Source organism: Paracoccus sp. 08 (assembly GCF_024105395.1).
Lineage (GTDB): Bacteria > Pseudomonadota > Alphaproteobacteria > Rhodobacterales > Rhodobacteraceae > Paracoccus > Paracoccus marcusii.
In genome coordinates, this window is record NZ_WEKR01000003.1 from 90732 (window position 1) to 117688 (window position 26957).

A 26957-nucleotide genomic window follows, 5' to 3' on the forward strand; every position below is an offset into this window, starting at 1 on the left:
TTTCGATGTCCTTCGTCCCGCGCCTGTCCCTGCGCCAAAAGATCACCCTGACCAGCCTTGGCCTGATGACGGCCCTGGCGCTTGTGCTGGTCACCGTGCTCAGCATGGCGCAACGCCAAAGCCTTCTGGAAAACGCCCAAAGCGCGCAACGGGTGACGCTGCGCGTCCTGTCCTATGATCTTGCCGTGGACCACGACGGCTTCTCTGCGACGACCAGGCCGGACGGCACCTTGGGCGACGTCGTCTGGCCGCAGATCCCCAATTTCGACGATCACACCATGATCGACGATGTCGGCGGCCAGACCGGAGAGACGGCGACCATCTTCCGGCTTGACCCCGAACTGGGCCAGTTCATGCGCGTGACGACCAACGTCAAGCGCCCGGACGGCACCCGCGCGGTCGGCACGCCGCTGGACCCGACGGGCCCGGTTCATGCCGCCATGCTGGAGGGGCGGACCTATTCCGGCACGACCACGATCCTGGATCATCCCTATCTGACGCTGTATGTCCCGGTCCGCGATCAACAGGGTCAGGTTAACGGCGTCCTTTATGCCGGCGTGGCGATGGACGGGATCGAGGCAGTACTGTGGCGCAACCTGACCACCGCCGTGGCCCTGACCGCCGCCGCGCTGCTGCTGGCCTTTGCGCTGAACCAGGTGATGACGCGTCGTGCCCTGCGGCCCCTGGCGGCCGTCGACGCCGCGATGCAGGATGTCGCCCGCCAGAACTACGACCGGCCGATCCCCGGCACGGAGATGCGCGACGAGATCGGCTCGATCGCCCGCAACCTGGAACAGTTCCGCGACGGCCTGGCCCAGGCCCAGGAGGCCCGCCACGCCGCCGCCGCCCTGCGGGAGGCCGGCGCCGCCGAGGCGCAGGCGCAGTCCCGCAAGCAGGCGCGGATCGTGACCGATATCTCGACCGGGTTGGAGCGGCTGGCGGCGGGCGACCTGACCGCGCAGATCGCCAGCCCCGCGCATGATCCCTTCCCCCAAGAATACGAGGCGCTGCGCGCCACCTTCAACAAGGTCGTGTCCGATCTGGGCAGCACGATGGGCCGCATCGTCGAGGTCGCCCGCCAGGTGCGCACGGGCTCGGACGAGATCACCTCTGCTGCCCAGGACCTGGCAGGTCGCGCAGAGACGCAGGCCGCCACGCTGGAGGAATCGGCGGCGGCGCTGACCGAACTGACCGCCAGCGTGCACTCCACCGCCGATCTGGCCCGCACGGCCGAGAGCGTGTCGCGCACCAACCGCTCGATCGCGGAGGAGGGCCGCAGCATCGTCGGAGAGGCCATCCAGGCCATGGAAAAGATCGAGGCATCCTCGGACCAGATCAACCGCATCATCACCGTCATCGACGATATTGCGTTCCAGACGAACCTGCTGGCGCTGAACGCCGGGGTCGAGGCCGCCCGTGCCGGAGAGGCGGGTCGCGGTTTCGCCGTGGTCGCATCCGAGGTGCGCGGGCTGGCGCAGCGTGCGTCGGAATCCGCGCGTGAGATCAAGGGGCTCATCTCGGATTCCTCGCAGCACGTTCGGTCAGGATCCTCGCTGGTCAGCCGCACCGGGGGCAGCCTCGAGCAGATCCTGTCCAAGGCCCGCGAGGTGTCGGATCAGGTTGCAGCCATCGCCCTGGCCGCCAGCGACCAGTCCACCGCACTGTCCGAGATCAACTCGGGCGTGAACCATCTGGACCAAGTGACCCAGCAGAATGCCGCCGTGGCCGAGGAAACGAATGCCGCTGCAGCGTCGCTGCAGCATCAGGCAGGCGTACTGGCCTCAGCCCTGACCAGCTTCACCTTCCAGCCGGCCTCGACATGGGGCACACGGGATGATCCGCTTCGCACCGGCGACGATCCGTTCGTCCAAGTCGCCCCGCCGCGCCATAGGGTCGGATCGCCCAAGACAGTCACTGCACGCATGATGGAATTCTGAGCGCACCATAGCCAGGTGGCCGCTGGAACGCAGACAAACATAAGCCGCTGCCGATTGTTCGGCAGCGGCTTTCGCGTAACTCTCAATAAAGTGACGACAGTGCTGCAAGGGCATCCATAAGACTGTAATTGTACGTTTCGATACCCGTGAAAGATGCACAACATGCTAGCGATGCACCGACAAGCGGCATGGTCCAACTGATTTTGCAGAGCGGGCGTCAGCAGGCCGGCTGGTCTTCGGCAGTTCCAGCAAGGTCCAGACCCCGCGCCGTCGGGGGCTGCCAGGTCGGGGACGATTCGACGGCGCCCTGAATGTTGGTGCCCAGCTGTGATCCGCCTGTTCCACCGCTCCAGCCGGTGGTTCCGGTGTTTTCCGCGGCTGTGCTGTCCTCGGATGCGTCAGGCTGGGTTGCCGGTTCGGCGACACCGGCATCGGCCGCGCATTCCGGTGCCTCGGACACGCGCTCGGCCGGTGCGGCCTGCGCCCACGCCGCACTCCCCGACAGGCCGCCGATGGGGACTGCCAGCGCCAGAACGGCCGCAGTCAGCGTCAGTCGTGCGAACGGGATGATCATCGGGTAGCCTCACGTGGATTGTTCACGGCAAAACGCGGCTGGCGTGCGCCGGTTCCGCGCATCATCACCACTGCCGTCGATCCGGTGACGAAACCGTGTCCGATCCGGTCCCCAACTCTTTGTCAGCCATGATGCGGCAATGGGACGTCACGGGGCCCATAGGCGGCGGCGACCTTTCTGTGCTATCGCCGCCTGAAATGAACTGAGGGGGCGCAGAGTCGCTGATTATGGGTACACCAAACGCAAGCACGCCGCGCCAGGCCAAGGAATGGGTGCAGGTCCTCGCCAAGTATCGCGAGCCGTCGACCCGCCGCAGCGTGTGGGAGTTGATGGCCACGATCGTTCCGTTCCTGGCGCTCTGGGCGCTGGCCTGGGCGGCGCTGTCCGTCAGCTATTGGCTGGCCGTGCCGATCGCGCTGGTGAACGGGCTGTTCCTGGTCCGCATCTTCTGCATCCAGCATGATTGCGGCCACGCGTCGTTCTTTCGCAATCGCAAGGTCCAGGACTGGATCGGGCGGGGTCTGGGCGTGCTGACCCTGACGCCCTATGACGTCTGGCGCCGGACCCATTCGCTGCACCACGCCCAGCACGGGAACTTGGATGAACGCGGCATCGGCGACGTGATGACCCTGACGGTGGGCGAGTATCGCAGCCGCGGCAGGTTCGGACGGCTGATGTACCGGCTGTATCGCCACCCCCTGGTGCTGTTCGTGCTGGGGCCAAGCTATCTGTTCCTGCTGCAGAACCGTCTGCCGCTTGGGCTGATGCGGGCGGGATGGCGGTTCTGGGCATCGGCCCTGGGTACCAATCTGGCGCTGGCGCTGATCCTGGGCACGATGATCTGGTTTGCGGGGCCGATGCCCGTCCTGCTGATCTTCCTGCCCACGACCATCGTCGCGGGGACCGTCGGCGTATGGCTGTTCTATGTCCAGCATCAGTTCGAGGAAACGCACTGGGCCAATGGGGACGAATGGCAATTGCACGATGCGGCGCTGGCCGGATCGTCGCATTACATCCTGCCCCAGCCCCTGCGCTGGCTGTCCGCCAATATCGGGGTGCATCATGTCCACCACCTGTACAGCCGCATCCCGTTCTATCGCCTGCCGGAAATCCTGCGCGACCATGACGAACTGGCATCGGCACAGCGGCTGACCCTGCGCGAAAGCCTGCGGTCGGTGAACCTGCACCTGTGGGACGAAAATCGTCGTCGCCTGGTGTCCTTCCGCGAGGCGCGCAGCCTTTACGGCGCGCCGACGGCCGGCTGAGGCCGGCAGCGTTCAGCTGACCAGCGCGGCCTGTCCGACGGTGTGCAGCTGAACAAGCTGGCGCAGCCGGGGGCCGCGCACGAAAGTGCGGGCCTCGGCCGGGTGGGCCTGATCCGCAAACAATTCGGGAAAGATCTGCTGCAGTTCGGACAGGGCCGCAGACCCCATCGCGCGCAGGGCCTGGGGGCCGGGATACAAAGATTCCGTCTGTGCGCCGTTGGAATCGACGACTTGGTGGGCGTCGAACATCAGATGGCAATAGGTCACCTGCGACACGGACATGTCCACCGCGATGCCAGGAACATCGATCAGCTGGCAAGCCGGTGCCAGGATCTCCTCGGTCCCGAACAGGGTCCGCGCGACCGATGACCGGATCATGATGCGGTGCTGGCGCGACACGGACAGGGGCGCCGACGGCTGGTTTAGGCCAAGCGCCCCGGCCGCAATGCGGATCGGACGAAGCTTGGGGTTCGCCGCCAGATCCACGCCATCGAAACGGCGCCTGCCGATCCAGCGCAGGGGCTGATATCCGTGATCGCGCGTCCAGATCAGGTCACCGGGCTGCAGGCTGTCGACCGGGCGCGGCCCGTCCGCGGTCAGGATCAACGTGTCCGAAGCAAAGCACATGATCTCCAATTCGTGGATGTCAGGCGCGAACGAGATCTTGGCGACATAGACCTCCTTGGGCAGGGGGTCGGCCTCGATGATCTCGACCGAATGCAGCGACTTGACGTCAGACCATGCCGCGACGCTGTCCTTGGCGGGGCGGAAGAACATGTCCCCGTTGCGCATCTGGATCAGCACGCCGTCCTGGGTGCTGGTGGTGTTGTCCGGAAAGGTCAGCTTGTACTGAACCTTGAGGAAGCCGGTGATCTGGCTGGTACTTTGCCCCCCATCGGTGGGCGAACCATAGGCGAACTTGCTGGCACCGTCAGGATGCTGGCTGTAGCTTGTCGCATAAGCCTCGGCCGGGCCCTGGGCGGTATTGATGGCGCGCAGCTGTCCGCTCAAGTCAACCGGCTTGATCTGGTTCTCGCCGACGACCTTGTAGCCCTTCATCCCATCCGCCTCGGTCTCGGTCGCGGGCGTTCCTGGCGTGGTGTTAATCTGCTGGTGGTTGCCAATCCACATCCAGGTCACGGCGTTCGTCATCTGAGCCTCCATCATGGAGCCTCAGCAATAGCCGCACCAATTCATCGCGCCAGTTTATCTTGCGTACAAGTTTAATCGCAGTCCGCGCCGCCGACGGGCGCCGCATCGTTCAGGTTGGATCGCCCCGGACAATTGCGGTATCGAAGGGAACGGCTGACAAGAAGGGACAACGCGAACACGCTGAGCATGCCGCAACCGACGTAGCCCCACAGGATCGACGACAACCATCCGAACCCCAGCACGAGAAACAGGATGGTTGAGACGATGCCGATGACTGCAGAGGTTGCGATAATACCGACCAGCAAAATGCCCCGACCCTTTCAAAATGATCCTGACAACTATAGCACCGATCGGTTCATTTGCGAAACAAGATCGACAGAATGGCGTCTCTCGGGCACCATTCATGCGGGTGTAAGACGCAAGTAATTAAACTTTAAGGCGAATAAGATGAACGGTGACGACATGGACCCGACGCTGCCCCCCGACCGGATCGGCTATGTCATCAACACCTATCCCCGTCCGTCCCAGACCTTCATCCGCAGGGAGATTCGGGCCCTCGAAGCGGCCGGTCTGACCGTCGCGCGGTTCGCCATGCGGCGCGACGATCAACCGGTGCTGTTGGCCGAGGATCGGGCCGAGGCCGACCGGACCGAATACGTGCTGGACCGGGGCGCGTTGGCCTTGGGCATGGCGCTGATCCGTGCGGTGATCCGCCATCCGCGCAGCCTGCTCCAAGCGCTGTCGGCAGGGCGGCGGGGCGGGCCCGGGCGCGGCCCGCTGCGCCAGGTGATCTATCTGGCAGAGGCCGCCATCCTGGCCGATCGCAGCCGGCAGCTGGGCCTGACGCATCTGCATGCCCATTTCGGGACAAACTCGGCCGATGTGGTCCGCTATGTCCGGATGCTGGGCGGGCCGGGCTACAGCGTGACCTTTCACGGCCCCGAGGAGTTCGATGGCCCGCACACGCTGCTGCTGCGTGACAAGGTGGCCGAAGCGCGTTTCGCGGTGGCAGTCAGCGCCTTCGGACGCAGCCAGCTGGCGCGATGGGCGCCCTTCGATGCCTGGGACCGCATCAAGGTGGTGCATTGCGGCATCGACCCCGCCCTGTTCGCGGCGCCGGTTCCCCTGCCGCCGGGACCGGACGCGCACGACCCGCTGCGCGTGGTCTGCATCGGCCGCTTCGCCGAGCAGAAGGGCCAGGTCCTGCTGATCGAGGCGATGGCGCGCTGCACCGCGCCGGTGCACCTGACGCTGGTGGGTGACGGCCCGCTGCGGGCCGAGATCCAGCGGGCGATCAGGGCGCACGGGCTGGACACGCGCGTCACGCTGGCCGGCTGGCTGGACGAGACCGGCGTGCGCGACGCGCTGTCTGCGGCGCATGTCATGGCCATGCCCAGCTTTGCCGAAGGCCTGCCCGTGGCCCTGATGGAGGCGATGGCGGCGGGCCGCCCTTGCATCGCCACCCTGATCGCTGGCATCCCCGAACTGATGGTCGACGGCAAGACCGGCTGGCTCATCCCGGCCGGGTCCGAAGACGACCTGGCCAAGGCGCTGGACACCGCCGCCCGGACCCCACGAGACCAACTGGAACGGATGGGCGCCGCCGCCCGTACGCGCGCGCTGACGCGCCATGACATCGCAACAGAGGCCGGCAAGCTGGCCGCACTGTTCGCGGACAGCCAGAACCGGTAAGGTCGCGTGCAGGTTCATCTATGTAAAATCACGATCAATCGGCTATGCGGCAACTCTTTCTTTGCGATAGCGTGATTGGACGGGTATCGCTGGTTTCATCTTATTTGGTCGGAACGGATTAGGAAGATGCTGCACGGACCGTCTGTCAGCACGGATGATCGAAAGATCATCCGCGATCTGCCCGCCGCCACCGACAGCCAGGCGGCCTTTCTGGCGGGCAGCGATCAGGCAGATCCGAACCGCGCCCATATCGAACAGATCGTTCTGGACGCTCCGTCCGACATTCTGGCGCCCGGCCCCCTGCTGGCCGCATGGCAGCAGTTGGCAAACCGTCACGAGACGCTGCGGACCGTCCTGGTCACCGACGATACCGGCATCCTGCGGCTGGACGTCCTGGACCACGCGTCGGTGCATATCGACAGTGCCGATTTGTCGGACGGGATGGTGGACCGTTTTCTGGCCGATGACCGCGCGGCCGGCGTGGACCCCACCGAACGGCCCGGATGGCGGGTCACGATGGCCGATCTGGGTGGGGGGCAGGCCCGGATGGTCTGGACCATCCACCACGGCCTGATCGACGGGACCAGCATCGCGTTGATTCTGACCGAACTGTGGCGGATCCTGTCCGGCGATCCGCTGATGGCACCCGGCATCGGCTTCGTCCAGGCGATCCGGGAGCGCCACCTGGACGAGCCGCAGGCCCGCGCCGCCTTTGCCGCCACGTTGTCCGATGAAACCGTCGCGTCGGCCTTTCCCGCGGCCCCGGCCAAGACGCATGGCCCGATGCACCAGACCGACCTGACCCTGTCGATGGACGCGTGCGACGCCATCCGCCGTCTGGCGCATGCGGCGCAGGTGACCACGCTGACGGTGGTGCAGGCGGCTTGGTCGATGCTGCTGATGCGCTGGACCGGGCGGTCCGGCGCGGCCTTCGGTCTGGTGGAATCGGGTCGTGGTCGCAATGATCGGGTCGCGGGCTGTCTGATCACGACGGTGCCGTTCCAGGTGCGGATGGACGACATCGGAACCTTCGGCGACCTGCTGGCGCGCCTGCGGGCGCAGACGCTGCAGTTGCGGCCGCATTCCCATGCGCGACAGACGCTGATCCGGCAGTGGTCCGGTCGGCAGGGCCGTGCGGCGCTTTACGATACCGTCCTGATGTATCAGCGCGGCACGCTTGCCGCGCGGCTTGCGGCGGACGGCTGCGGCTGGACCGACGTCCGCCTGATCGAGGAAGGCACGGCGCTGATGTCGCTGTCGGTCCATGACGAGGGCGCGTTGTGGCTGTCGCTGGAACATGACGCCGCCCGGTTGCCGGACGAGGTAGCGGCCCGCATCCTGCACCAGATGGCCAACCTGCTGCAGGCGATGGGTCGGGCCGACACCGACACGCCGCTGTCCGACCTGACGATGCTGGACTCAGAGGAGCAGCGACACCTGCACACCCTGGGACGCCCCGATCGGCCCGTCCCGGATGTGCTGCCCGACCTGGCATCGGCCTTCGAGGCGACGGTCGCCCGTCATGGCGACCGGACCGCCGTGACCGAGGCGCAGACGGGTCATTCCGTCGATTTCCGCACCTTGGACCAGCAGGCCAATGCCCTTGCGGCGCGGCTTGTCGAATGCGGCATCGGTCCGCAGGATGTCGTGGCCATCGCCCTGCCCCGATCCGTGCGCCAGATCGCCGCGATGCTGGCCACGCTCAAGGCCGGCGCCGGCTTTCTGCTGCTGGATCTGGATCAGTCCCACGACTATCTGTCCGGCCTGATCCGCCAGGCCCGTGCCAAGGCCATCGTGGTCCAGCAGGACATGCCGCTGTCGACCGCCGCGCCGAACGTGGTGATGGCCGACGATGCCTGCCAAGCCCACGCCCCGCCGCGACCACCATTGGATGCGGACAGCCTGGCCTATATCACCTTCACATCCGGCTCCACCGGAACGCCCAAGGCGGTTCGGGGGCTGAACGCGGCACTTAGCGCGCATGCCCATGCGATGGTCGACGCCTATGCGCTGACCGAACGGGATGCGGTCCTGCAGTTCGCGACGCCCAGTTTCGACGTCGCGCTAGAGGAGGTCTGGCCGACCCTGCTGTCCGGCGCGCATGTCGTGTTGCGCGACGCCGCGCCGCTCGGCTCGATCCAGGGGCTGCTGGATCTGGTCCGGCGGCATGGGCTGACGGTTCTGAACCTGCCCGCCAGCTATTGGCAGCAGATGGTCGCGGACCTGCGCGATCATCCCCGGCCCATACCAGACAGCCTGCGCTTGCTGGTGACGGGCAGCGAACGCGTGCCACCCGCAGCCTTCCGCGAATGGCAGCGCCTGGCCCCTGGCGTCCGGTTCGTCAACGCCTATGGCCCGGCCGAAGCCACGGTGACCAGTACCCTCTGGCAGGGATCGTCCCTGTTTGCCGGGTCTGAGGTTCCGATCGGTCGGCCCGCTGGCCATGCCCGCGTCGTGCTGCGCGCACCGGATGGTACGCCCACGCCTGTGGGTGGCGAGGGAGAGATCGTGATCGGCGGTCAGGCCGTCAGCGGCGGCTATCTGGACGATCCTGATTCGACCGCACGGGCGTTCACGGCAGACGCCGAAGGCCGGCTGTATCGCAGCGGCGATCTGGGCCGCTGGTCGGTGGACGGGCAGCTGATGTTCCTGGGGCGCGAGGATCGGCAGGTCAAGCTGCGCGGCCAGCGGATCGAACTGGGCCAGATCGAAAGCGCCCTGGCGGCACGACCCGGCGTCCTGCAGCTGTTCGTGGACCTGGACAAGGGACCGCCGGCACGCCTGCTGGGCTGGGTCGTCATCGAGGATGGCACCGACATCGACCAGATCGCGCGCGATCTGCGCGACAAGCTGCCTGGCTATATGGTGCCACGGCTGATGGTGGTCGATGACCTGCCGGTCACCGCGAACGGCAAGATCGCGCGGGACCTGCTGCCCCGTCCCGCCGCCGCCGGGCCCGTGGCCGGACCCGGCCATGCCGGACCGCAGGTCCTGGCCGTGGCCGCCTGCATGGCCAATGTGCTGGAACTGGCCCATGTCGGACCGGATGACGACTTCTACGACCTTGGCGGCGATTCCCTTCTGGCGTTGCGCCTGATCAGCCTTGTGCGAAGCCGCACCGGACTGCGCCTGCACATGGCCGATGTCATGCAAGCCCCCACGCCCGAAGGGCTGGTGCGTCTCCAGCGCACAACGCCGGACCGCCCGCGCTATCTGATCGCGACCCAACCCCTCGGCAACCGCGTGCCTATCATCGGCGTGCATGTGCTGGGCCGCAAGCAGGCGTTATTCCGGCCCTTGTCAGAGGCTCTTGGCCCGGATTTTCCTGTGTTTGGGCTTTCCATCGGCATCCCGGAAGATCTGTCACGCGTGTCAGTGAAGGGCACAGCGTCGGCATATTTTGAAGAGCTTCAACGATATATGCCTGATACCCCAGTATGTTTAATCGGCGTATCGATGGCGTCTTACTTCGCACTTGAGTTAGCACAGCAGCTTCGTCAGGCAGGGCGCGATGTGTGTCAGGTTATCATCCTTGACTCGGCCGGGCCTTGCGGACAGCCCATGGTGCGAGGACTTGAACGCATTTTTGCTCATTTAAAACAATTTCGTCGTCACGGTCTTCGCCATATTTGCATGATGATCAATAATCGAAGAGCAAACAACGGTGCTATTGATGAGGATCGCTTCACTGGAAACGGTCCTGATGCAGATGTGCAAATGGTTAAAATCGTTGCAGCAAATACACGTGCAGTCAACGAATACGTGCCGCAGCCTTATGATCAACCAATCATGGTATTCCGAGCTGAGGACAGCTTCTGGTATTCGAAAGAAGGCTTGACGCAGGGTTTGGGCTGGGCTGGAATCGCAGCTGGAGGATTGACCCTCCGCAGCCTTCCAGGAGGCCATTTGTCGATCCTAGATCCTCGAAATGTAAGCGCTTTGGCAGCATGTTTGACCGATGCTATTCCCGTGAACGGATCGCGCGAAGCCATCAGTGACAAGTTTTTGGAACCATGATGCAATTTGCAATCGGCGACGACCGCGTCGCCCTGACCGTGCCGGACCGGCAGACGCTGCTGTCGATCGTCGAAACCCGGCTGGCGGCCCGTCAGGGTTTTGCCTTGGCGACGATGAATGTCGATCATCTGGAAAAGCTGCGCAGCGACGCCGATTTCCGCACGGCCTATGCGCAGCATGACCTGATCGTTGCGGACGGAAACCCGGTCGTCTGGCTGGCGCGGCTTGGCGGACAGCGGGTGTCGCTGGTGCCAGGATCGGACCTGGTGCAGCCATTGTGCGCGCTGGCTGCCCGCCTGGACCGCGGCGTGGCTATTCTGGCCGGCACCGAAGAGGGCGGACAGGATGCTGCGCGCCGCCTGATCGCCGCACATCCCGGACTGACCGTCAGCCTCGTCGCTGCCCCCGGCTTTCCTTTCGATCCCCACGGTGCCGAGGCCGACGCCCTGCTGGACCGCCTGAACGCCAGCGGCGCATCGCTGTGCCTGCTGGCCCTTGGTGCCCCGCGGCAGGAGATCCTGGCCGCGCGCGGGCGCAGGATCTGCCCGCAGGTCGGCTTTGCCTCGGTCGGGGCGGGCATCGATTTCGTCACGGGCAAGCAGCGCCGCGCCCCGCGGTTGTTCCGGGCGGCCCGCATGGAATGGCTGTGGCGCGCCGCGCTGAGCCCCAAGCGGTTGGGCCCGCGCTATGTCCGCGGCGCGCTGATCCTGCCGGGACATGCCCTGCGCGCCCTGCGTGAAAGACCCCGGCAGTCATGAACGGCATGCTGGTCATGGTGCCCTCGGTCCACGTGATGATGCGTGACGGGCAGATGTGGATGGACGACAAGTTCGTGGCGGGCCTGCACCTGTTTGCGCGTGAATGGGGCGGCCCGACCCGTGTCGTGCTGCAACAGGGATCGGCGACGCTGCCCTTTGCCAGCCCGGTGACGGCCGCTGACCTGCCCGGAGAGCTGCGCCTGATCGCCCAGGATGCGCCCATCTCAGCCGAGGATCTGCGCGGCGCGCAGGTGGTGCTGGGCACGGCCGACGACCATCGGCAGCTGGATCTGGCCCGCCTGTGCGGCGCGGTTGGCGCGCGGCTGGTCTATGCGATCGAATACCCGCTGCAGACCCGCCTGGCCGTCGCGCGGCTGGACCTGGCGCGCCGCCCGTTGCGGCTGGCCCGGTCGGTTCAGTGGTTTCTGACGCAGGAGTTACGTCTGCGCCGTGCGTTTCGGTCAGCAGACGGGGTGCAAGCCAACGGTTATCCAGCGATGGCTGGCCTATGGGGGGTTGAACAGCGACACATGCCTCGATCTGGACAATCGGTCGGAGCGGGAGACCATGGCCACAGCTTCAGAAATGCAGGCCCGCGCGGGGTGGAACGGGCTGCTGCGGATCGTCCATGCCGGCCGGCTGATCGCGATGAAGGGTACGCAGGACCTCATTCCCACCGCCATCGCGCTGCGCAACCGGGGCGTGGATTTCCGCATGGACATCTTTGAAGCCGGCGACATGCGGCAGGCGATCGCGGACGATGTGGCGCGGCATGATCTGGGCGGGGCGGTCCATCTGCATCAGCCGGTCGATTTCGTAACCGGCCTGGTGCCGTGGATGCGCCGGAACGCGGACCTGTTCCTGGCCCCGCACAGACAGTCCGACCCCTCGTGCAGCTATCCGGAGGCGATGGGCTGTGGTGTGCCCGTTCTGGGCACGAACAACCGGATCTGGTCTGAACTGGCGCGCCAATCCGGCGGCGTGTGGGTTATGCCGATCGGACTGCCCAGGAAGGCCGCCGACATCATCGCGGGGCTGGATCGAGTGGCGATCGCCAGGGCCTCGGCTCACGCATTGAAGTTCGCGCAGGCCAATGAATTCCACAGCGAGTTCAGGTGCCGCGTCGATCATCTACACCGCGTGGCGGTAAAATCCGCCTAAATCAGCAGAACTGCGGCCATGATCAGCCCGACCGCGCCGAAGGTCAGGTCGTGCAAACCATCCCATGCCCCATGCTTGCGGGCGATGCGCACCAGCATCGGATAGGCCAGGATCGCCGCCAGCGCTTGGCCCGCCAAGGCGCCCGGAATGCCCGCCTGGACACCACCAACGATGAACAGGCTGAGAAACAGCGCCGCGCGCACCAGCGTGACCCAGAAGAACCCGCGGGAGTCCCCTCCGGCCAGGGCGGCCTGGTCATAGCTGAGACCGATCAGCGACGGGATGCTGGCCAACGCGATCAGCGTCACCAGCGGCCCCGCACTGGCATAGCGCGGATCATAGAGCAACATAACGAGATGTTCCCCGAATGTCGCTAGCAGCGCCAGCAGCAGCATGAAACTGCCTGTCAGCGCGGCGCGCACGATGCGCACGCGACGCATGTGTCCGGCACTGGGATCCTCGAACGCGGTACGATAAAGCGGGATCATCACGCGTGATATCACTGCCATCCCCAGCATCAGCGGAAAGCTGGCGAGGAAAAACGCGATGTTATAGATGCCCAGTTGCGTCAGCGTCAGCAGGCGCGCAAGGACCGCCTTGTCACCCTGAGAGATGACGAAGCCCACGACGGTCGACGGCATGATCCATTTGCCGAAACGCACAAGTTCGGCGACGCAATCCGGGTCCCACCGGAACCGGTTGGCCGGACCGGGCATCCAGTAGCTGACCATCAGCATCTTGACCACCGACCCCAGGATCAGGCCGATCACCAACGCCCAGGCCGATTCCAGCATGGCGGCCAGCCCAATGGTGATGATCGTGGTCACCGCCGCGGTCGCCAGTTCCACGATGGTCAGACGACCCATCTGCAGATGCCGGTTCGCGGTCTCAATCTTCGTGGGCAACAGGCCATAGATCATCGCGGTGGTTCCCGCGACGGGCAGGAACCAGACCAGCTCGGGCACCCCGTAGAAGGACGCCGCTGGCACCGCCAGGATGCAGCAGCCCAGCCACAGGATCACCCCGCGGATGGCCTGCATGGTAAAGGCCGTGTCCAGAAAGGCGCGGTCGTCGCCCCGCCGGCTTTGCAGGATGGCCGGGGTGATGCCCACGTCCGAAAAGTTGTTCAAGCCCTGGATGATGACCATGATCAGGGTCATCAGACCAAACACCTCGGGGAACAGGAGACGGGTCAGTACCAGGTTCGAGGCCAGGCGGATCGCCTGGATGCCCCCGAAGCTGATCATCGTCAGGGCAGAGCCGCGGAAGGCCCGTTGGGCAAGCCCCTGCCCCGTGAACAGCGATCCGATCATTGCGCGCATGGTCGTCAGTGCCGCCCGGTCTGCATGATGTCCCAGATCCTGTCGGCCGTATCCTCATACGCGGCGGCGAAGTCGGGATTAATCGTGTCGGGCAGCGCCAGTCCCGACGGCGGCCGCGCGCCATAGAGGTCGGCATAGGTGATCATCGCCGCCAGCAGATAGATCGTCTCGGTCCCGTGGGGGGACAGGTCGGAAAACAGTGCATCGGGCGCGATGGCCGACAGCGGCGCCTCGGACAGAAGGCGTGCCATCACGCGACCGACCGGCAGCAGGCTGATGTCGGCATCGGGACGCACCCCCGCAAGTCGCGCGACATAGTCGTCGTACCAGCGGGCATAGCCGTTCTGCGCGTGGCGGTAATACCGCTGCATCTCGGCCGGTTCGGGCGGGAAATCATCGGCAAAGGGGTGCAGGTCGGCCCACCCTTCGTAGATCAGGATGCGCGGCGCGTCGGTGTTCTGCACGACCCAGTCCAACACCGTGACCGTTGCGCCATAAGGGGACTGGCGGTCGGGGTTGTCGCCCGGATAGCGCTTGTCCGCACGGCCGTATTGAATGAAATTCTCGGGGTTCAGGATGATCGTGTCGAACCGCGCCGAGGCAAAGGGCTGATCCGGATTCCAGGCGGGGGTTACCGCATCGAACGACCAGTTCGGAACCGGCGGCAGTTCCGCCGCGAATTCGCGCGGAAAGCCGAAGCGTCCGTCCAGCGCCAGATCGCGCCCGTCATGCCGGGCCATCACGGCCAGCCAATGGGGGACGGTCGTCTCGTCCGTGTCGGTCAGGTGATGGATCAGGCTGTTGCCGAAGACGAACACGCGGGCGCTGTCACGTTCGGGCACGGGTTCGGCTGTAACAGGCGAGGGCACGGACAGGCCAAGGGCGGCAAGGGCGGAATACAGGATGTGCTTCATGTCGTCTCTTTCAGGCTGGTCGGTTCCGGGGCCAGGACGATTGGTCTGGCGGCGGGTTTCAGCAACAGCAGGTCCAGGGCACGGCGCCGCAGCGATCGGCCCGGCAGGATCTGGCGATCCCCCAGGACGGTCGCGCCGTGCAGGGCCGGATCATCGTTCAACGCCAACGCCGCGCCCAGTCCTGCGGCCTGATCGGGGCCATGTGCGGGATCAAGGTCTGGCACCCACTCGGTCACGACGATGCCGGGCAGACGGCCGCCGACCTCGACCGACAGGGTCCGGGTCAGGATGTCTGCCCCGGCCTGCGCGACAGCGAACCCCAGGTTGCCGGGCAACGGGGGACGCGGCACCGGACGGGCGACGTTGATGATGCGGCCGCGCCCCTGTGCGACCATGCCGGGCAGGAATGCAGCCGTCACGTTGATGCGCCCGCACAGGTTCACCTGCACCTGATGGCACACATCCTCGGCCCGGGCGGACAGGAAATCCTGGCGGCGATGGATCGCCGCGGCATGGATCAGAATGGTGACCGGACCAACTTGGCCCTCGATCTTCTGCGCCAGATCGCGCATGGCCTGGGCGTCGGTGACGTCGCCCTGCAGCGTCTGGAACAGCCCCTCGGCCGGGCGCGGGTGGCGGGAGACGCCCCGCACCGTCATCCCATGCGCCGCCAGGTGACGCGCAATGGCGTGGCCCAGATCCGTGCTGCTGCCGGTGATGACGGCGACCCCGCTCATGGCGCGGCCTTCAGCCGCCGGGCCATCGCATCGGCCACCCGCAAGGCGTTCGCCACGATGGTCATGCCCGGGTTCACCCCGGTCGAACTGGGCATGAAGCTGGCATCGGCGACGAACAGGTTGTCCAGATCATGCGCCTTGCAATCGCGGTCCAGGACGCCCCGTCGCGGATCGTCCGAAAAGCGCAGGGTGCCGCAGGGATGCGCGATGTTTAGTTCGGGCGCATGGCTAAGCCACAGGGATCGGACCCCGCGCAGGCGCCGCTTGAGCAGTCTGCGGAACCGCAGGCGACGGGCCAGAAGCTCTTTGGACATGCGGTATTCGTAGATGATCGTGTCGGGCCGCGCGGGGTCGTGACGGACGCGGTTGTTCTCGTCCGGCAAGTCCTCGATGATCCCGGCGAAGACGCGGGCATCTCCCAGAAGCTTGGCCGCGGTCAGCGCGGGCAGGCGCAGCAGCTCATGACCGATGCGCAGGTGTCTGAAGGGCGAAGCCTGATAGCGCTGACGCAGCACGTAGAGGATGTTTCCGTAATCGGCGGGCAGGCCCAGGGACTGGAACAGCCCCATCCGATCGGGCCCGTCCCGGTACAGGTCACGCAGCGAAAAGGTCTTGAGCGGTCCGGGCGAGCTGACGGGCGCGTTACGCGGGGGCCAGATGGCGATGCGTTCGTTGATGTGGAACATCAGGCCCCGACCCACCAGGCCGCTGGCATTGCCGCAGCCGTCGGGCCAGTAATCGGTGCTGGAGGCCAACAGCAGGCGCGGCGACGACAGGCTGCCTCCGGCAAGCACGAAGGCCCGCGCTGACAGCAGATGCTCGACTCCGTCGCGGCGCACGCGCAGATGCGTGACCGTCCCGGCATCACCTTGCAGCGACAGGGCATCAGTGCCGTCCAACACCGCGGCGCGCCCGGTGGCAAGGGCGGGCAGGACGCCCGCCGACCGACCGTCCATCTTGCAGTCGCGGGGGCACTTGCGGCCGATGCACTCTCGGCACCCCTCCAGCTGGCGGATGCCAAGGTGCGCGCGATAGGGGTGCAGCCCTGCCCTCTCCAGCGCCTGGCCCAACGCCTCGTCCCGCGCGGCCAGCGGGCGCGGGGCCGCCAGGGGCGCTGCCGGTTCGCCCAACGGGTCCTGGCTGCCGTTGACGGCCATCACGTCGCGCGCACGGTCGTACCAAGGCGCGAATTCATCATAGCCCACCGGCCAGCCGCCCGTCGGATGCGGCAGGTCGGGGACGGATTCCATGTCGTGGCGTTCGGGCTGTTCCATGGCTGCGGCATAGAAGACCGAGGTGCCGCCGACGCCCACACCCTGCGCGCCCCAGCCAACCGACGTGGCACCGTCCACCGTCGATTCCACCGGCACCGGCCAGCAGCCGAACATCTGCCGCGCGAACGGGTCGTCATAGCCGCATTCCTGGCCGTTCTCGGCCAGGCGGGGGCCGGTGGACCCCTTTTCCACGAACAGCACCGAAAGGCCCGCCTCGGCCAAGGCACGACCGCAGAGGCCACCGCCCAAGCCGGCGCCGACGATGATCACGTCCCAGGATCTGTTCAGGAGTTCGTCCACGTGCCCTCGATTGTCAGGGGTTTGAATGGCCGGGGGCCGGATGCCGTAGACGCGCCACGCGGTTCCGCGACCCGCATCGGGGCGGCCCGGGAGTGCGCGCGCCCGGTCATCCGATCACCGTCTTCATCGCCCGCCGCGCAGCAGGGGCCGGGGTCGCCTTTCTGGCGCCAACGCGCATGCCGCGGGCTGACAGCCCGGCCAGAGCACCCGCGCTCATCCAGGTCAGGGGGGTTACCGTCGCGTTGGGGACCAGGTCCACCAAGTTTGCCGCCATGATCAGAGCCAGGCCGGCGGTCCAGCGGTCGACCGGACCAGACCGCGTTGCCAGCCACAGCCGGAACACCGAACCGCACAGCAGGCCGAATATAGAGACATAGCCCAAGATACCATTGGTGGTCATCACCACTATCCAATATCCATCGGTGACAGTAGTAAACCTTCCTGAAATTGGATCGACTTCTAAATTGCGACCCCACCCGCCCCAGCCAGCTAATGGTTTTTGCGATGCACGGTCGAGCAGCACCTGTTCGTTGATGAAGCGGAATTCCAGCGATTGCCCTCGTTCGGCGTCCATGGATACGGCAAAGTCACGAATTGCGTCGGTGGGCATCACACCCAGCCATAAGGCCAGCGGATAGGCCATCACCAACGCCGCCAGCACCGCGGCGATGCTGACCTGCAGGCGCGGCGGAGTCATCAGCACAATCGGCACCAAAAGCGTTGCGTAAATGAGAGACGCTACACTTTTACACAGCACCAGCACCGCCATCAGGTAGACTAGCACGGCTATGTTCCGCGCCCGCGCCAATGTATTACCGTCACGCAGCGCTACGGCGGCACAAATAACCCCCATCACTACGAAAACTGCAACCCAAAGTCCGTGTTCCAAAAACACCATGGGCCGGAAGCCACCATAGCGAATTGTTTGACCAAAATCATGCGCGAAGAAACCGTAGATCCAGACGTTCAACTGCGGGCTTAGCCTGATCTCCAGCAGCATCGGCAATGAATAAGCCAACGTTGCCAGCGTCAGCGCCACCATCCAAGCCCTTATGCCGTCGGTGGACGAAAGGACCAGATACCCCAGCAGGAAGGGCAATAATGTCAGAACGGTGTTGATGGTGCCATGGAGCGCATCGACTAATCCAAGGCCGGGACGGTAGGTGATCCCCTCGATCAGCGGTTCGGGATTGGTGGCCACCGTCAGGTTCGTGGTCAGCAGCGTCAGGACAATCAGGACGATGACCCAGCCCTCCAGCCGAATCCAGGGCATCGGAAAGCGGTCGCGCAGCATCACCGCGCCCAGCATTGCGCACAGTGACGGGATCGCATGTTTGTCCAGGATGGGCAGAAGCGGCACATCGATCCCCACCACCGGCGGCAGCAGCAGGTATCCCAGCAGCGGCACCCAGATGAGCGCCTGTCGGGGCGTCAGCCGCGAGAACAGCATCGCCGCCACGGCCGGCCACGCTGCCAACATGATCAGCGACAGACTGTTGCCCATGTCTTCTCCCAGCTTGAACGTCACGCTTAAGGGGAACGATGACGTGAATCCACAGGAATTAGCGTAAATTCCCATGCAACATTCCGTCAGCTTTGATAATCATCCCATTGTAAGGTTTCAGTGGTGGATTGCGGACCGCGCTCAGCGCAGGGTTGTAATCCGGAAGAACAAGGAAGACGGGCTTGACCGATACGCCGATCAACATGCGTGACATCGCCATCGTGGGCTTTGGTGTCGATCTTCCCGGCGCGTCCGACCCCCGGCAGTACTGGCAGAACCTGCGCGACGGGGTCGAATCGATCATCCATCTGACGCCGGAGGAGCTGCGCGCGGCCGGAGAGACGGAATCACGGATCAGCCATCCCAATTACGTCCCCTTTGCCGCCCGGCTGGACGGGTTCGATCATTTCGATGCCGAGTTCTTCGGCCTCAGCCCCAAGGATGCCGCGGTGATGGACCCCCAGCACCGCAAGTTCCTGGAGACCTGCTGGCATGCGCTGGACCATGCCGGGCACCGGCCCGACAGCCTGGGCATGGTCGGGGTCTGGGCGGGCTGCGGGATGGGCAGCTACTTTTCCGTCAACATCTGCTCGAACCGCGACCTGGTCGAGGAAACGGGCATGTTCCTGCTGCGCCATACCGGCAACGACAAGGATTTCCTGTCCACCCGGGTCAGCCACATCTTCGACCTGCGCGGGCCAAGCGTATCCGTGCAGACGGCCTGTTCCACCTCGCTGGTGGCGGTCCATTCTGCATGCCAGGCGCTGCTGGCGGGCGATTGCGACGCGGCGCTTGCCGGCGGCGTCACGATCGAGCTGCCGCAGGGTCGGGGATATATCTACAAACCGAACGAAATCCTGTCGCCGGACGGTCATTGCCGCGCCTTCGATCACCGCAGCCAGGGCACCGTCTTCGGCAGCGGCGCGGCGGTCGTGCTGCTGCGCCGCCTGTCGGATGCGATCGCGGACGGCGACCACATCTGGGCGGTGATCCGGGGCAGCGCGATCAACAACGACGGTTCGGCCAAGGCCGGCTATCTGGCCCCCTCGGTCGAGGGGCAGGCGGCCGCCATGGCCGAGGCGCATCTGATCGCGGGCGTCGACCCCTCCACCATCGACTACGTCGAATGCCATGGAACGGGCACCAGCCTGGGCGACCCGATCGAGGTTGCGGCCCTGGCCGAGGCCTTTGCCCTGGGCCAGGGGGGCGGTCGGACCGGCATCGGCTCGGTCAAGACGAATATCGGCCATACCGACACCGCCGCCGGCACTGCCGGTCTGATCAAGGTCGCCCTGTCGCTGCATCACCGCGAAATCCCGCCCAGCCTGGGATACGAGGCGCCGAACCCGGTGATCGATTTTGATTCGACCCCCTTCCACGTCGTCGCCACTCGCGAGCCTTGGCCCGCGCACCCGGACCGCCCGGGCCGGGCGGCGGTGAACTCGCTTGGCGTGGGCGGCACAAACGCGCATGTCGTGGTCGAGGAGGCGCCCCCTGCCCCGCCCTCGGAACCCTCCGACTGGCCGGTCCAGCCGCTGATCGTGTCGGGTCGCACCCGCGCCGCGCTGGATGCCAACGCGGCGGCGCTGGCGGCGTGGCTGCGCGCCCACCCCGGCGCCAACCTGGCCGATGTGGGGTTCACCCTGCAACAGGGGCGCAAGCTGTTCGACAAGCGCCGCGTGCTGGTCGCCGCCGATGCGACCGAGGCGGCCGAGCTGCTGGAGACCGGCAACACCCGCCGGGTCTTCAACCACGACCGGATGACGGCGGCGCCCAAGCCCGCCTTCCTGTTCCCCGGCGGCGGCGCACAATCGATCCACATGGCGCGCGGCCTGTACGAGACCGAGCCGGTCTTCCGCGACTGGATGGACCGCGGCCTTGCCGTGCTGGAACGCCTGACCGACCGCGACCCCAGGGCGCTGTGGCTGCCCGAACCGGGCCAGGAACAGGCGGCGACCGAGGCGTTGAACCGCCCGTCGGTCCAGCTTCCGCTGATCATGATCGTCGAATACGCGCTGGCGCAGCTGTGGATCAGCTGGGGTGTCGTCCCGCAGGCGCTGGCCGGTCATTCGATGGGCGAGAACACCGCCGCCTGCCTGTCGGGGGTGATCGGGTTCGACGACTGCATCGCGCTGGTGGAACTGCGCGGACGCCTGTTCGACCGCATCGCGCCGGGGGGCATGCTCAGCGTGCCGCTGCCCGCGGCAGAGCTGATGGCCGAGGCGGGCGACGACCTGGATCTGGCCTGCGACAACGCCCCCGGCCTGTCGGTGGTGTCCGGCCCCCGCGACCGGATCGACGCGCTGCAGGCGACGCTGGTCGCGCGCGGCATCGACTGTCAGCGCGTGGCGATCGACATCGCCGCCCATTCGCGGATGCTGGAACCGATCCTGCCGGAATTCGAGGCCTTCCTGCGCAGCATCCCGCTGTCCGCGCCAAGCATCCCGATCTTGTCGAACCGCACCGGCACCTGGATGACGGACGCTCAGGCCACCGACCTGCGCTATTGGGTCGATCACCTGCGCCACCATGTCGATTTCGCGGGCTGCATCGCCACGCTGCGCGAGGATCCCGCGCGCCTGTTCGTCGAGGTCGGCCCCGGCCGCGCCATGTCTGCCCTAGCGCAGGCCAATGGCGCAGCACCCGACCGGGTGATCAGCACCCTGCGCCATCCCGACCACGCAATCGAGGATGACGCCTTCTTCCTGAACGCGTTCGCGCGGCTTTCGGCCACCGGGCTGGCGCTGGACTGGTCGCCGATCTGGGGCGAGGGTCGCCGCCGTGTGCCGCTGCCGGGCTATGTGTTCCAAAGCAAGCGTTACTTCATCGAACCGGCATCGTCCGACGCATCCTATGCCACGACCGACGACGCGCCGCTGGCCATCCCGGAATCGCAGGGCTGGGCATGGCGACCGTCCTGGCGGCTGTCGGCCCCAGACATCGAACTGGGCGCCGATGGCCGTCCGCAGGCCGCGGCAGAACGTTGGCTTATCCTGGCAGACGAGACCGGATTGGCGACCCGCGTGGGCACGCAGCTGCGCGATGCCGGGCACGAGGTGATCTGGCTGCGCCCGGGCGACTGTTTCGCGCAGACGGGGGAATCCGACTTCATCGTCGCGCCCGAGAATGGCGCATCGGATTTCGAACTGCTGATAGCCGCGCTGGTGGCGCAGAACCGGCTGCCGCAGCGGATCGTCAGCTTCTGGCTGGTGCCCGATGCCGGGCGGCAAGGCGCGCGGGCGGGCTTCAGCGCGTTCCATCGCCATCTGGAACAGGGCTTTAACACTGCGCTGCACCTGATCCGGGCTTTGGCGAACGAGGGCGGCGGGCAAGAGATCGACTTTGTCGCCATCACCTCGGACGCCGTGCGGGTGGGGGTCGAAAAGATCGAGGCCCCCGAAAAGGCCACCATTCTGGGCCCCCTGGCCGTCGGCATGCGCGAATTCCCGTGGCTGTCGGCGCGCAGCATCGACGTGCAGACGCGCGGCGATCAGACCGCACTGGCCCAACGCTTGGTCGAGGATCTGCTGGACCCTGCGCCCCCGGCCCGCGCTGCATGGCGCGACGGTCGCCGCTTGGCGCGCCATCTGGTGCCCGCCGCGCTGCCCGCGCCGGACGCCTCGCCGACATTCGGTCCGGGGCGGACGGTGCTGATCACCGGCGGCCTGGGCGGCATCGCCCTGACCCTGGCGCGCCACATCAGCGCGCAGGGCGCGGCGGTGGCGCTGCTGACGCGGCGGCCCCTGCCGCCCGAGGACGAATGGGACGCCCGCATCGCCGCCGATCCCGACCATCGTCAGGCCCGTCAGATGGCCGCCCTGCGCGACCTGCGCGCGGCCGGGGCGAGCATCGCGGTCGAGGCCGCGGACGTCACCGACGCCGAGGCGTTGTCGCGCGCCGTGGCCGCGCTGCGCGGCAGGCTGGGTCCGATCACCGACCTGATCCATGCCGCGGGCGTCGTCGACGATGCGCCGATGCTGGCCAAGTCCACCGCCGGGATCGAGGACGTGCTGGCCCCCAAGGTCCACGGCACGCGCAACCTGGCGATGGTGCTGGCGGCGCATCCGGTCCAGCGCACCGTGCTGTTCTCGTCGACCTCGACCGAAATCGCGGCGGCGGGACAGGTCGACTATGTCGCCGCCAACGAATATCTGAACGCCGTCGCCGGAGCCGGGATCGCGGCCTTTGGGCAGGTGGTGTCGCTGAACTGGGGGGTCTGGGCCGACATCGGCATGGCCGCCGACGCGCTGACGGGGCGCCGCGACGACCCGGCGCCGTTGCCCGTCGATCAGCCCCTGCTGTCCACGCATGCGCGCCAGGGCGCGGTCGACCGCTTCGGCGGCAGGCTGTCGGCCTCTGACTGGATCATCGCCGAACACCGGACCCGCGACGGCGTGGCGCTGCTGCCCGGCACGGGGACCATCGAACTGGCGGCGCAGGCGCTGCAGGCGGCGGGTCGGCATGCGCCCTGGGCCTTGCGTGACCTGACCTTCCTTGACCCGCTGACGGTCGAGGATGGCGGCACCCGCGATTTCCGCGTGACGCTGACCCAGGGACAGGAGACCACCGGCTTCCTGGTCGAGGCCGATTTCGGCCAGGGGCCCGTCGCCGTGGCCGAGGGCGGTATCACCGCCGCCGAACCTGCACGCGCGCCGCTGGACCTTCTGGCGCTGACGGCGGGCATGCGGGTCGACCGTGCGCCCGTGGGCCATGCCCTGGAATCCGCGCAGGAGGGTCAGATGGCCTTTGGTCCGCGGTGGCGCGTCCTGCAGGCCACCTGGATGGGCGACGGCCAAGGCTTGGCGCAGCTGCGCCTGCCCGATGCGGCCTTGGCCGATCTGGATCGTGGGTTCATCCTGCACCCGGCGCTGATGGATATCGCGACGGGCTGGGCGATGGACCTGATCCCCGGCTATGACCGGGCGCAGCTGTGGGTGCCGCTGTCCTATCGGGCGCTGACCATGCATGCGCCCCTGCCGGCCGCCGTCACCAGCCTGGTCAGGCTGGCCAACGCATCCGACGGCTATGCCAGCTTCGACGTGACGCTGACCGATCCGCAGGGCCGCGTTCTGGTCGAGGTCGAGGGGTTGACCCTGCGCCGCCTGGACGCCGCCCCCGCGGTGCGCCTGGCCGCGCGCGGTCCCGACATGGCGCAGCCCACCCGCCCCGGACAGGAGCGTCTGGCGCGCATGGTCGCGCAGGGCATTCCGCCCGGTCGCGGGCCCGCGCTTCTGGAACAGGCGCTGCAGGCCGGGCTGCCGCAGATCGCCATCTCCAGCATGGACCTGCCGCAGCTGATCGCGCAGGAGACCCGCAGCAGCCGTGCCCGCGCCGCCGGCGCCAGCACCAGCTTCGAGCGTCCGGACCTGGACAGCGACTATGTCGAACCGCGAACCGATCTGGAACGCAGCATTGCGGGGTTCTTCCGCGATCTGCTGGGCGTGCAGCAGGTGGGCGTCGATGACGGGTTCTTCGACCTTGGCGGCCATTCGCTGATCGCGGTGCGGCTGTTCGCGATGATCCGCAAGGCCTATGCGATCGACCTGCCGCTGGCGACGCTGTTCGAAGCCCCGAACGTCGCGGCCCTGGCCGCCCTGATCGAGGCGCGGATCGGTCCGCGCCCCGACAGCAGCCCCGGTCAGGTGGTGCCGCTGGCACAGGCGCAGACCGCCAGCTTCACCCATCTGGTGCCGATGAGCCAGGGCGCCGCGGGCGGGGGGACCCCGCTGTTCATCGTCGCGGGCATGTTCGGCAACGTGCTGAACCTGCGCGCGCTGGCGCAGCGCCTGTCGCCGGACCGTCCGGTCTGGGGCCTGCAGGCGCGCGGCCTGTTCGGCGATGCCGCCCCGCATGCGACCTTGGCCGAGGCCGCCACCAGCTGCATCGAGGAGATCCGCCAGATCCAGCCGCAGGGCCCCTATCTGGTCGCGGGCTTTTCTGGCGGCGGCCTGACCGCGTTGGAGATCGCGCGTCAGCTGCAGGCCGACGGAGAAAGCGTGGCGCGTCTGGTCATGCTGGACACGCCCGTGCCCATGCGCCCGACACTGACGCGCAAGGACCGCCTGATGATCCGAGCCGCCGAGATCCGCCGCGAGGGGCCGGGCTTCCTGTCCCGTTGGCTGCGGGAACGGCTGGCCTACGAACGGTCGCGTCGCCAGCAGCTGCCGCAGGCGGATTCCGCGGGCTTCCACAACGCCGCCATCCATGCCGCCTTCCTGGGCGCGCTGCCGCAGTTCGAGATGCGGGTCTGGGACGGTCCGGTGACCCTGTACCGGCCGCGGCTGGACCGGCAGTTCAAGGTGTCAGGCGGAATGCATGTCAGCACCGCGCGCGAATACGTCTTCGAGGACAACCTTTGGTCGCCCTGGATGCCGGAGCTGACCGTCGTCGAGGTACCCGGGGACCACGATTCGATGGTGCTGGAGCCCTGCGCCAGAGTGCTGGCCGACCGGATGCGCAAGGATCTGGCAGAGAGCGACAAGTCTGACCTTCGGAGGGCCGCGGAATGAGCGTGGGCGCCGTGCATGTGATCATCCTGAACTGGCGCAGCGCGCAGATGTCTCTGCGCTCGGCCGAGGCTGCCGTCATCGCGATGGAGGGGATCGAGGGCGTCATCTCGCTGATCGACAACGATTCCGGCGATGGCAGCTTCGAGGAGATGAGCCGGGAGACCGATCACCGCGGCTGGACCGCAGGCGGCCGCCTTCGGGTGCTGCAGTCAGGCCATAATGGTGGCTTCGGTGCGGGCAACAATGTCGCGCTGCGCGTGCCGACAGATCGACCCTGCGATCTGGTGTTGATCATGAACTCGGATGCGTTTTTAGAGCCTGACACCATCGCGCGGATGCGAGCGCACATGCTGGCGCACCCGGCCATAGGCCTGTTAGGCTGCCGGGTCTTGGGCGAAGACGGAAGCCACCACACCACGCATTTCCGCTTTCCCTCCGCCGCCAGTGAACTGGAGGAAGCGGCCCGCACCGGGCCGATCTCGCGCCTTTTGGCACGTTACATCGTAACCTTGCCGATGCCCCCCGTTGCCGCCCCGGTGGATTGGGCCGCCGGGGCGGCGCTGATGATCCGCCGCGACGTCCTGGACGCGATCGGCAGCTTTGACGAAGCGTATTTCCTCTATTTCGAGGAAACCGACCTTTGCCTGCGCGCCGCCAAGGCGGGCTGGCCCACGCATTACCTGCCGGATGCCCGCGTGATGCATATCGGGTCGGTCAGCACGGGCATGCGGGAATGGACGCTGCCGCCCGATTACTGGTTCGCTTCGCGCGAGCATTACTTCCGCAAGAACCACGGCCGCGCCTATGCCGTCGCAGCGGTGCTGGCCCATCTGGTCGGCCTGACCGTGCGGCGCCTGCGCGCGATCGGCAGCAAAGACCGGACCATGCCCAAGGGGCAGGCGCGCGCGCTGATCCGCCACGCGCTGGCTCCAAGCCGACCCCGACAGATTTTCCGACCCGGAGACAGACCGTGACCCAGCTTGATTTCGCATTGATCGGCAACGCCTCGCTTGCGCTGGAGGCGGCGCGGATCCTGACCGGGCGCGGCCATGTCCTGCGCTCGTTCACGGTCGAGGATCCGGCCCTGGCTGCGGCGGCGCGGGCGCAGGGCCTGCCGGTGGGTCCTGTGGCCGAATGCGATTATATCCTCAGCGTGGCGAACCTGACCGTCATTCCGGCGCAGACGCTGGCCCTGGCGCGGCGGGGGGCGGTCAATTTCCATGACGGTCCGCTGCCCGAACGGGCCGGGCTGAACGCCCCGATCTGGGCGCTGCTGGAGGGGGCGCAAAGCCACGCGATCACTTGGCACCGCATCAGCGGCGGCGTGGACGAAGGTCCGGTCCTGCTGCGCGTGCCGGTCCAGATCGCACCCGACGACACCGCCCTGACCCTGAACGCCCGCTGCTGGGAAGCAGCGCTGAGCAGCCTGCCCCAGCTGATCGACATGCTGGAACGGGGCGACGATCAGGGCTCGGCTCAGCCCCATGCGCCGGTGAAACGCCACATGCGAATCGACCGCCCTGCGCATGCGGCGACGCTGGACCCGGCGCAGGATGCCGACAGCCAGGCGCGGCTGGTCCGTGCGCTGGACCACGGCCCCTACTGGAACCCGATGCTGCGCCCACGCCTGCGGACCGGTCGTGGCATCCTGCTGGTGGGCGGGGCGGAACCCGTGCAGGGCGATCCGTCGGCCCAGCCCGGACAGGTGCTGGAGGTCCGCGACCACGATATTCTGGTCGCCATGGCACAGGGCGGCGCGCTGCGCCTGTCGGGCCTGCACGGCACGGACGGGCAGGCCGTGGCGCATGGGCTGTCCGTGGGCGACCGGCTGCCGACCGGCC

Annotated in this window: 18 protein-coding genes; 10 read left to right on the top strand and 8 right to left on the bottom strand. The window is 66.9% G+C overall.

Annotated features, from left to right (window positions below; genetic code table 11):
* Positions 1–5 precede the first annotated feature (5 nt).
* Positions 6–1937, top strand: a complete 1932-nt coding sequence (locus GBO37_RS01490; RefSeq protein ID WP_252926684.1) for a methyl-accepting chemotaxis protein — start codon at positions 6–8, stop codon at positions 1935–1937.
* 217 nt (positions 1938–2154) lie between these two features.
* On the opposite strand, the gene GBO37_RS01495 is transcribed toward GBO37_RS01490, so the two are convergent.
* Positions 2155–2511, bottom strand: a complete 357-nt coding sequence (locus GBO37_RS01495) for a hypothetical protein (RefSeq protein ID WP_045982077.1) — start codon at positions 2509–2511, stop codon at positions 2155–2157.
* Positions 2512–2738: 227 nt separating this feature from the next.
* On the opposite strand from GBO37_RS01495, the gene GBO37_RS01500 reads away from it, so the two are divergent.
* Positions 2739–3776, top strand: coding sequence for a fatty acid desaturase (locus tag GBO37_RS01500; protein ID WP_045999764.1), 1038 nt, complete (start codon positions 2739–2741; stop codon positions 3774–3776).
* A gap of 12 nt (positions 3777–3788) precedes the next feature.
* Here the strand turns inward: GBO37_RS01500 and GBO37_RS01505 are convergent, their stop codons facing one another.
* Complete coding sequence (locus tag GBO37_RS01505; protein WP_252926685.1) at positions 3789–4928, bottom strand: Hint domain-containing protein; 1140 nt, start codon at positions 4926–4928, stop codon at positions 3789–3791.
* Between the two features lie 71 nt (positions 4929–4999).
* Positions 5000–5233, bottom strand: a complete 234-nt coding sequence (locus GBO37_RS01510; RefSeq protein WP_045982075.1) for a hypothetical protein — start codon at positions 5231–5233, stop codon at positions 5000–5002.
* 142 nt (positions 5234–5375) lie between these two features.
* On the opposite strand from GBO37_RS01510, the gene GBO37_RS01515 reads away from it, so the two are divergent.
* From GBO37_RS01515 to GBO37_RS01535, 5 genes are all read left to right on the top strand, one after another.
* Positions 5376–6620 carry a glycosyltransferase family 4 protein gene (locus GBO37_RS01515; protein WP_252926686.1) on the top strand — a complete coding sequence of 415 codons (1245 nt, stop codon included), beginning with the start codon at positions 5376–5378 and terminating at the stop codon, positions 6618–6620.
* A gap of 126 nt (positions 6621–6746) precedes the next feature.
* The gene (locus tag GBO37_RS01520) at positions 6747–10637 is read left to right on the top strand and encodes an amino acid adenylation domain-containing protein (protein ID WP_252926687.1); all 3891 of its coding nucleotides are present in this window, start codon (positions 6747–6749) and stop codon (positions 10635–10637) included.
* Entirely contained in the window at positions 10634–11395 is a 762-nt protein-coding gene (locus GBO37_RS01525) for a WecB/TagA/CpsF family glycosyltransferase (protein ID WP_371927446.1), read from the top strand. The genes GBO37_RS01520 and GBO37_RS01525 overlap by 4 nt, the downstream gene beginning before the upstream one ends.
* Positions 11392–12123 (top strand): hypothetical protein, encoded by a 732-nt coding sequence (locus GBO37_RS01530; protein ID WP_252926688.1) that lies wholly within the window; start codon positions 11392–11394, stop codon positions 12121–12123. Before GBO37_RS01525 ends, GBO37_RS01530 begins: the two co-directional genes overlap by 4 nt.
* Positions 12044–12556 (top strand): glycosyltransferase, encoded by a 513-nt coding sequence (locus GBO37_RS01535; protein WP_252926689.1) that lies wholly within the window; start codon positions 12044–12046, stop codon positions 12554–12556. The genes GBO37_RS01530 and GBO37_RS01535 overlap by 80 nt, the downstream gene beginning before the upstream one ends.
* Here the strand turns inward: GBO37_RS01535 and GBO37_RS01540 are convergent.
* The 5 genes from GBO37_RS01540 to GBO37_RS01560 form a co-directional block, all read right to left on the bottom strand.
* Positions 12553–13878 carry an oligosaccharide flippase family protein gene (locus GBO37_RS01540; RefSeq protein ID WP_252926690.1) on the bottom strand — a complete coding sequence of 442 codons (1326 nt, stop codon included), beginning with the start codon at positions 13876–13878 and terminating at the stop codon, positions 12553–12555. The genes GBO37_RS01535 and GBO37_RS01540 overlap by 4 nt on opposite strands.
* A 5-nt stretch (positions 13879–13883) precedes the next feature.
* Positions 13884–14792, bottom strand: coding sequence for a hypothetical protein (locus GBO37_RS01545; RefSeq protein ID WP_148911010.1), 909 nt, complete (start codon positions 14790–14792; stop codon positions 13884–13886).
* Complete coding sequence (locus GBO37_RS01550) at positions 14789–15529, bottom strand: SDR family oxidoreductase (protein WP_252926691.1); 741 nt, start codon at positions 15527–15529, stop codon at positions 14789–14791. Before GBO37_RS01550 ends, GBO37_RS01545 begins: the two co-directional genes overlap by 4 nt.
* Positions 15526–17103 carry a GMC oxidoreductase gene (locus tag GBO37_RS01555; RefSeq protein WP_252926692.1) on the bottom strand — a complete coding sequence of 526 codons (1578 nt, stop codon included), beginning with the start codon at positions 17101–17103 and terminating at the stop codon, positions 15526–15528. The genes GBO37_RS01550 and GBO37_RS01555 overlap by 4 nt, the downstream gene beginning before the upstream one ends.
* A gap of 106 nt (positions 17104–17209) precedes the next feature.
* Complete coding sequence (locus GBO37_RS01560; protein WP_252926693.1) at positions 17210–18682, bottom strand: hypothetical protein; 1473 nt, start codon at positions 18680–18682, stop codon at positions 17210–17212.
* Between the two features lie 107 nt (positions 18683–18789).
* Between GBO37_RS01560 and GBO37_RS01565 the strand changes: the two genes are divergently transcribed.
* From GBO37_RS01565 to GBO37_RS01575, 3 genes are all read left to right on the top strand, one after another.
* Positions 18790–25116, top strand: a complete 6327-nt coding sequence (locus GBO37_RS01565) for an SDR family NAD(P)-dependent oxidoreductase (RefSeq protein WP_371927447.1) — start codon at positions 18790–18792, stop codon at positions 25114–25116.
* Positions 25113–26090, top strand: coding sequence for a glycosyltransferase family 2 protein (locus GBO37_RS01570; RefSeq protein ID WP_252926695.1), 978 nt, complete (start codon positions 25113–25115; stop codon positions 26088–26090). The genes GBO37_RS01565 and GBO37_RS01570 overlap by 4 nt, the downstream gene beginning before the upstream one ends.
* Positions 26087–26957 (top strand): formyltransferase family protein (locus tag GBO37_RS01575; RefSeq protein WP_371927448.1); only part of this gene is annotated, 871 nt, incomplete at its 3' end. The genes GBO37_RS01570 and GBO37_RS01575, both read left to right, overlap by 4 nt.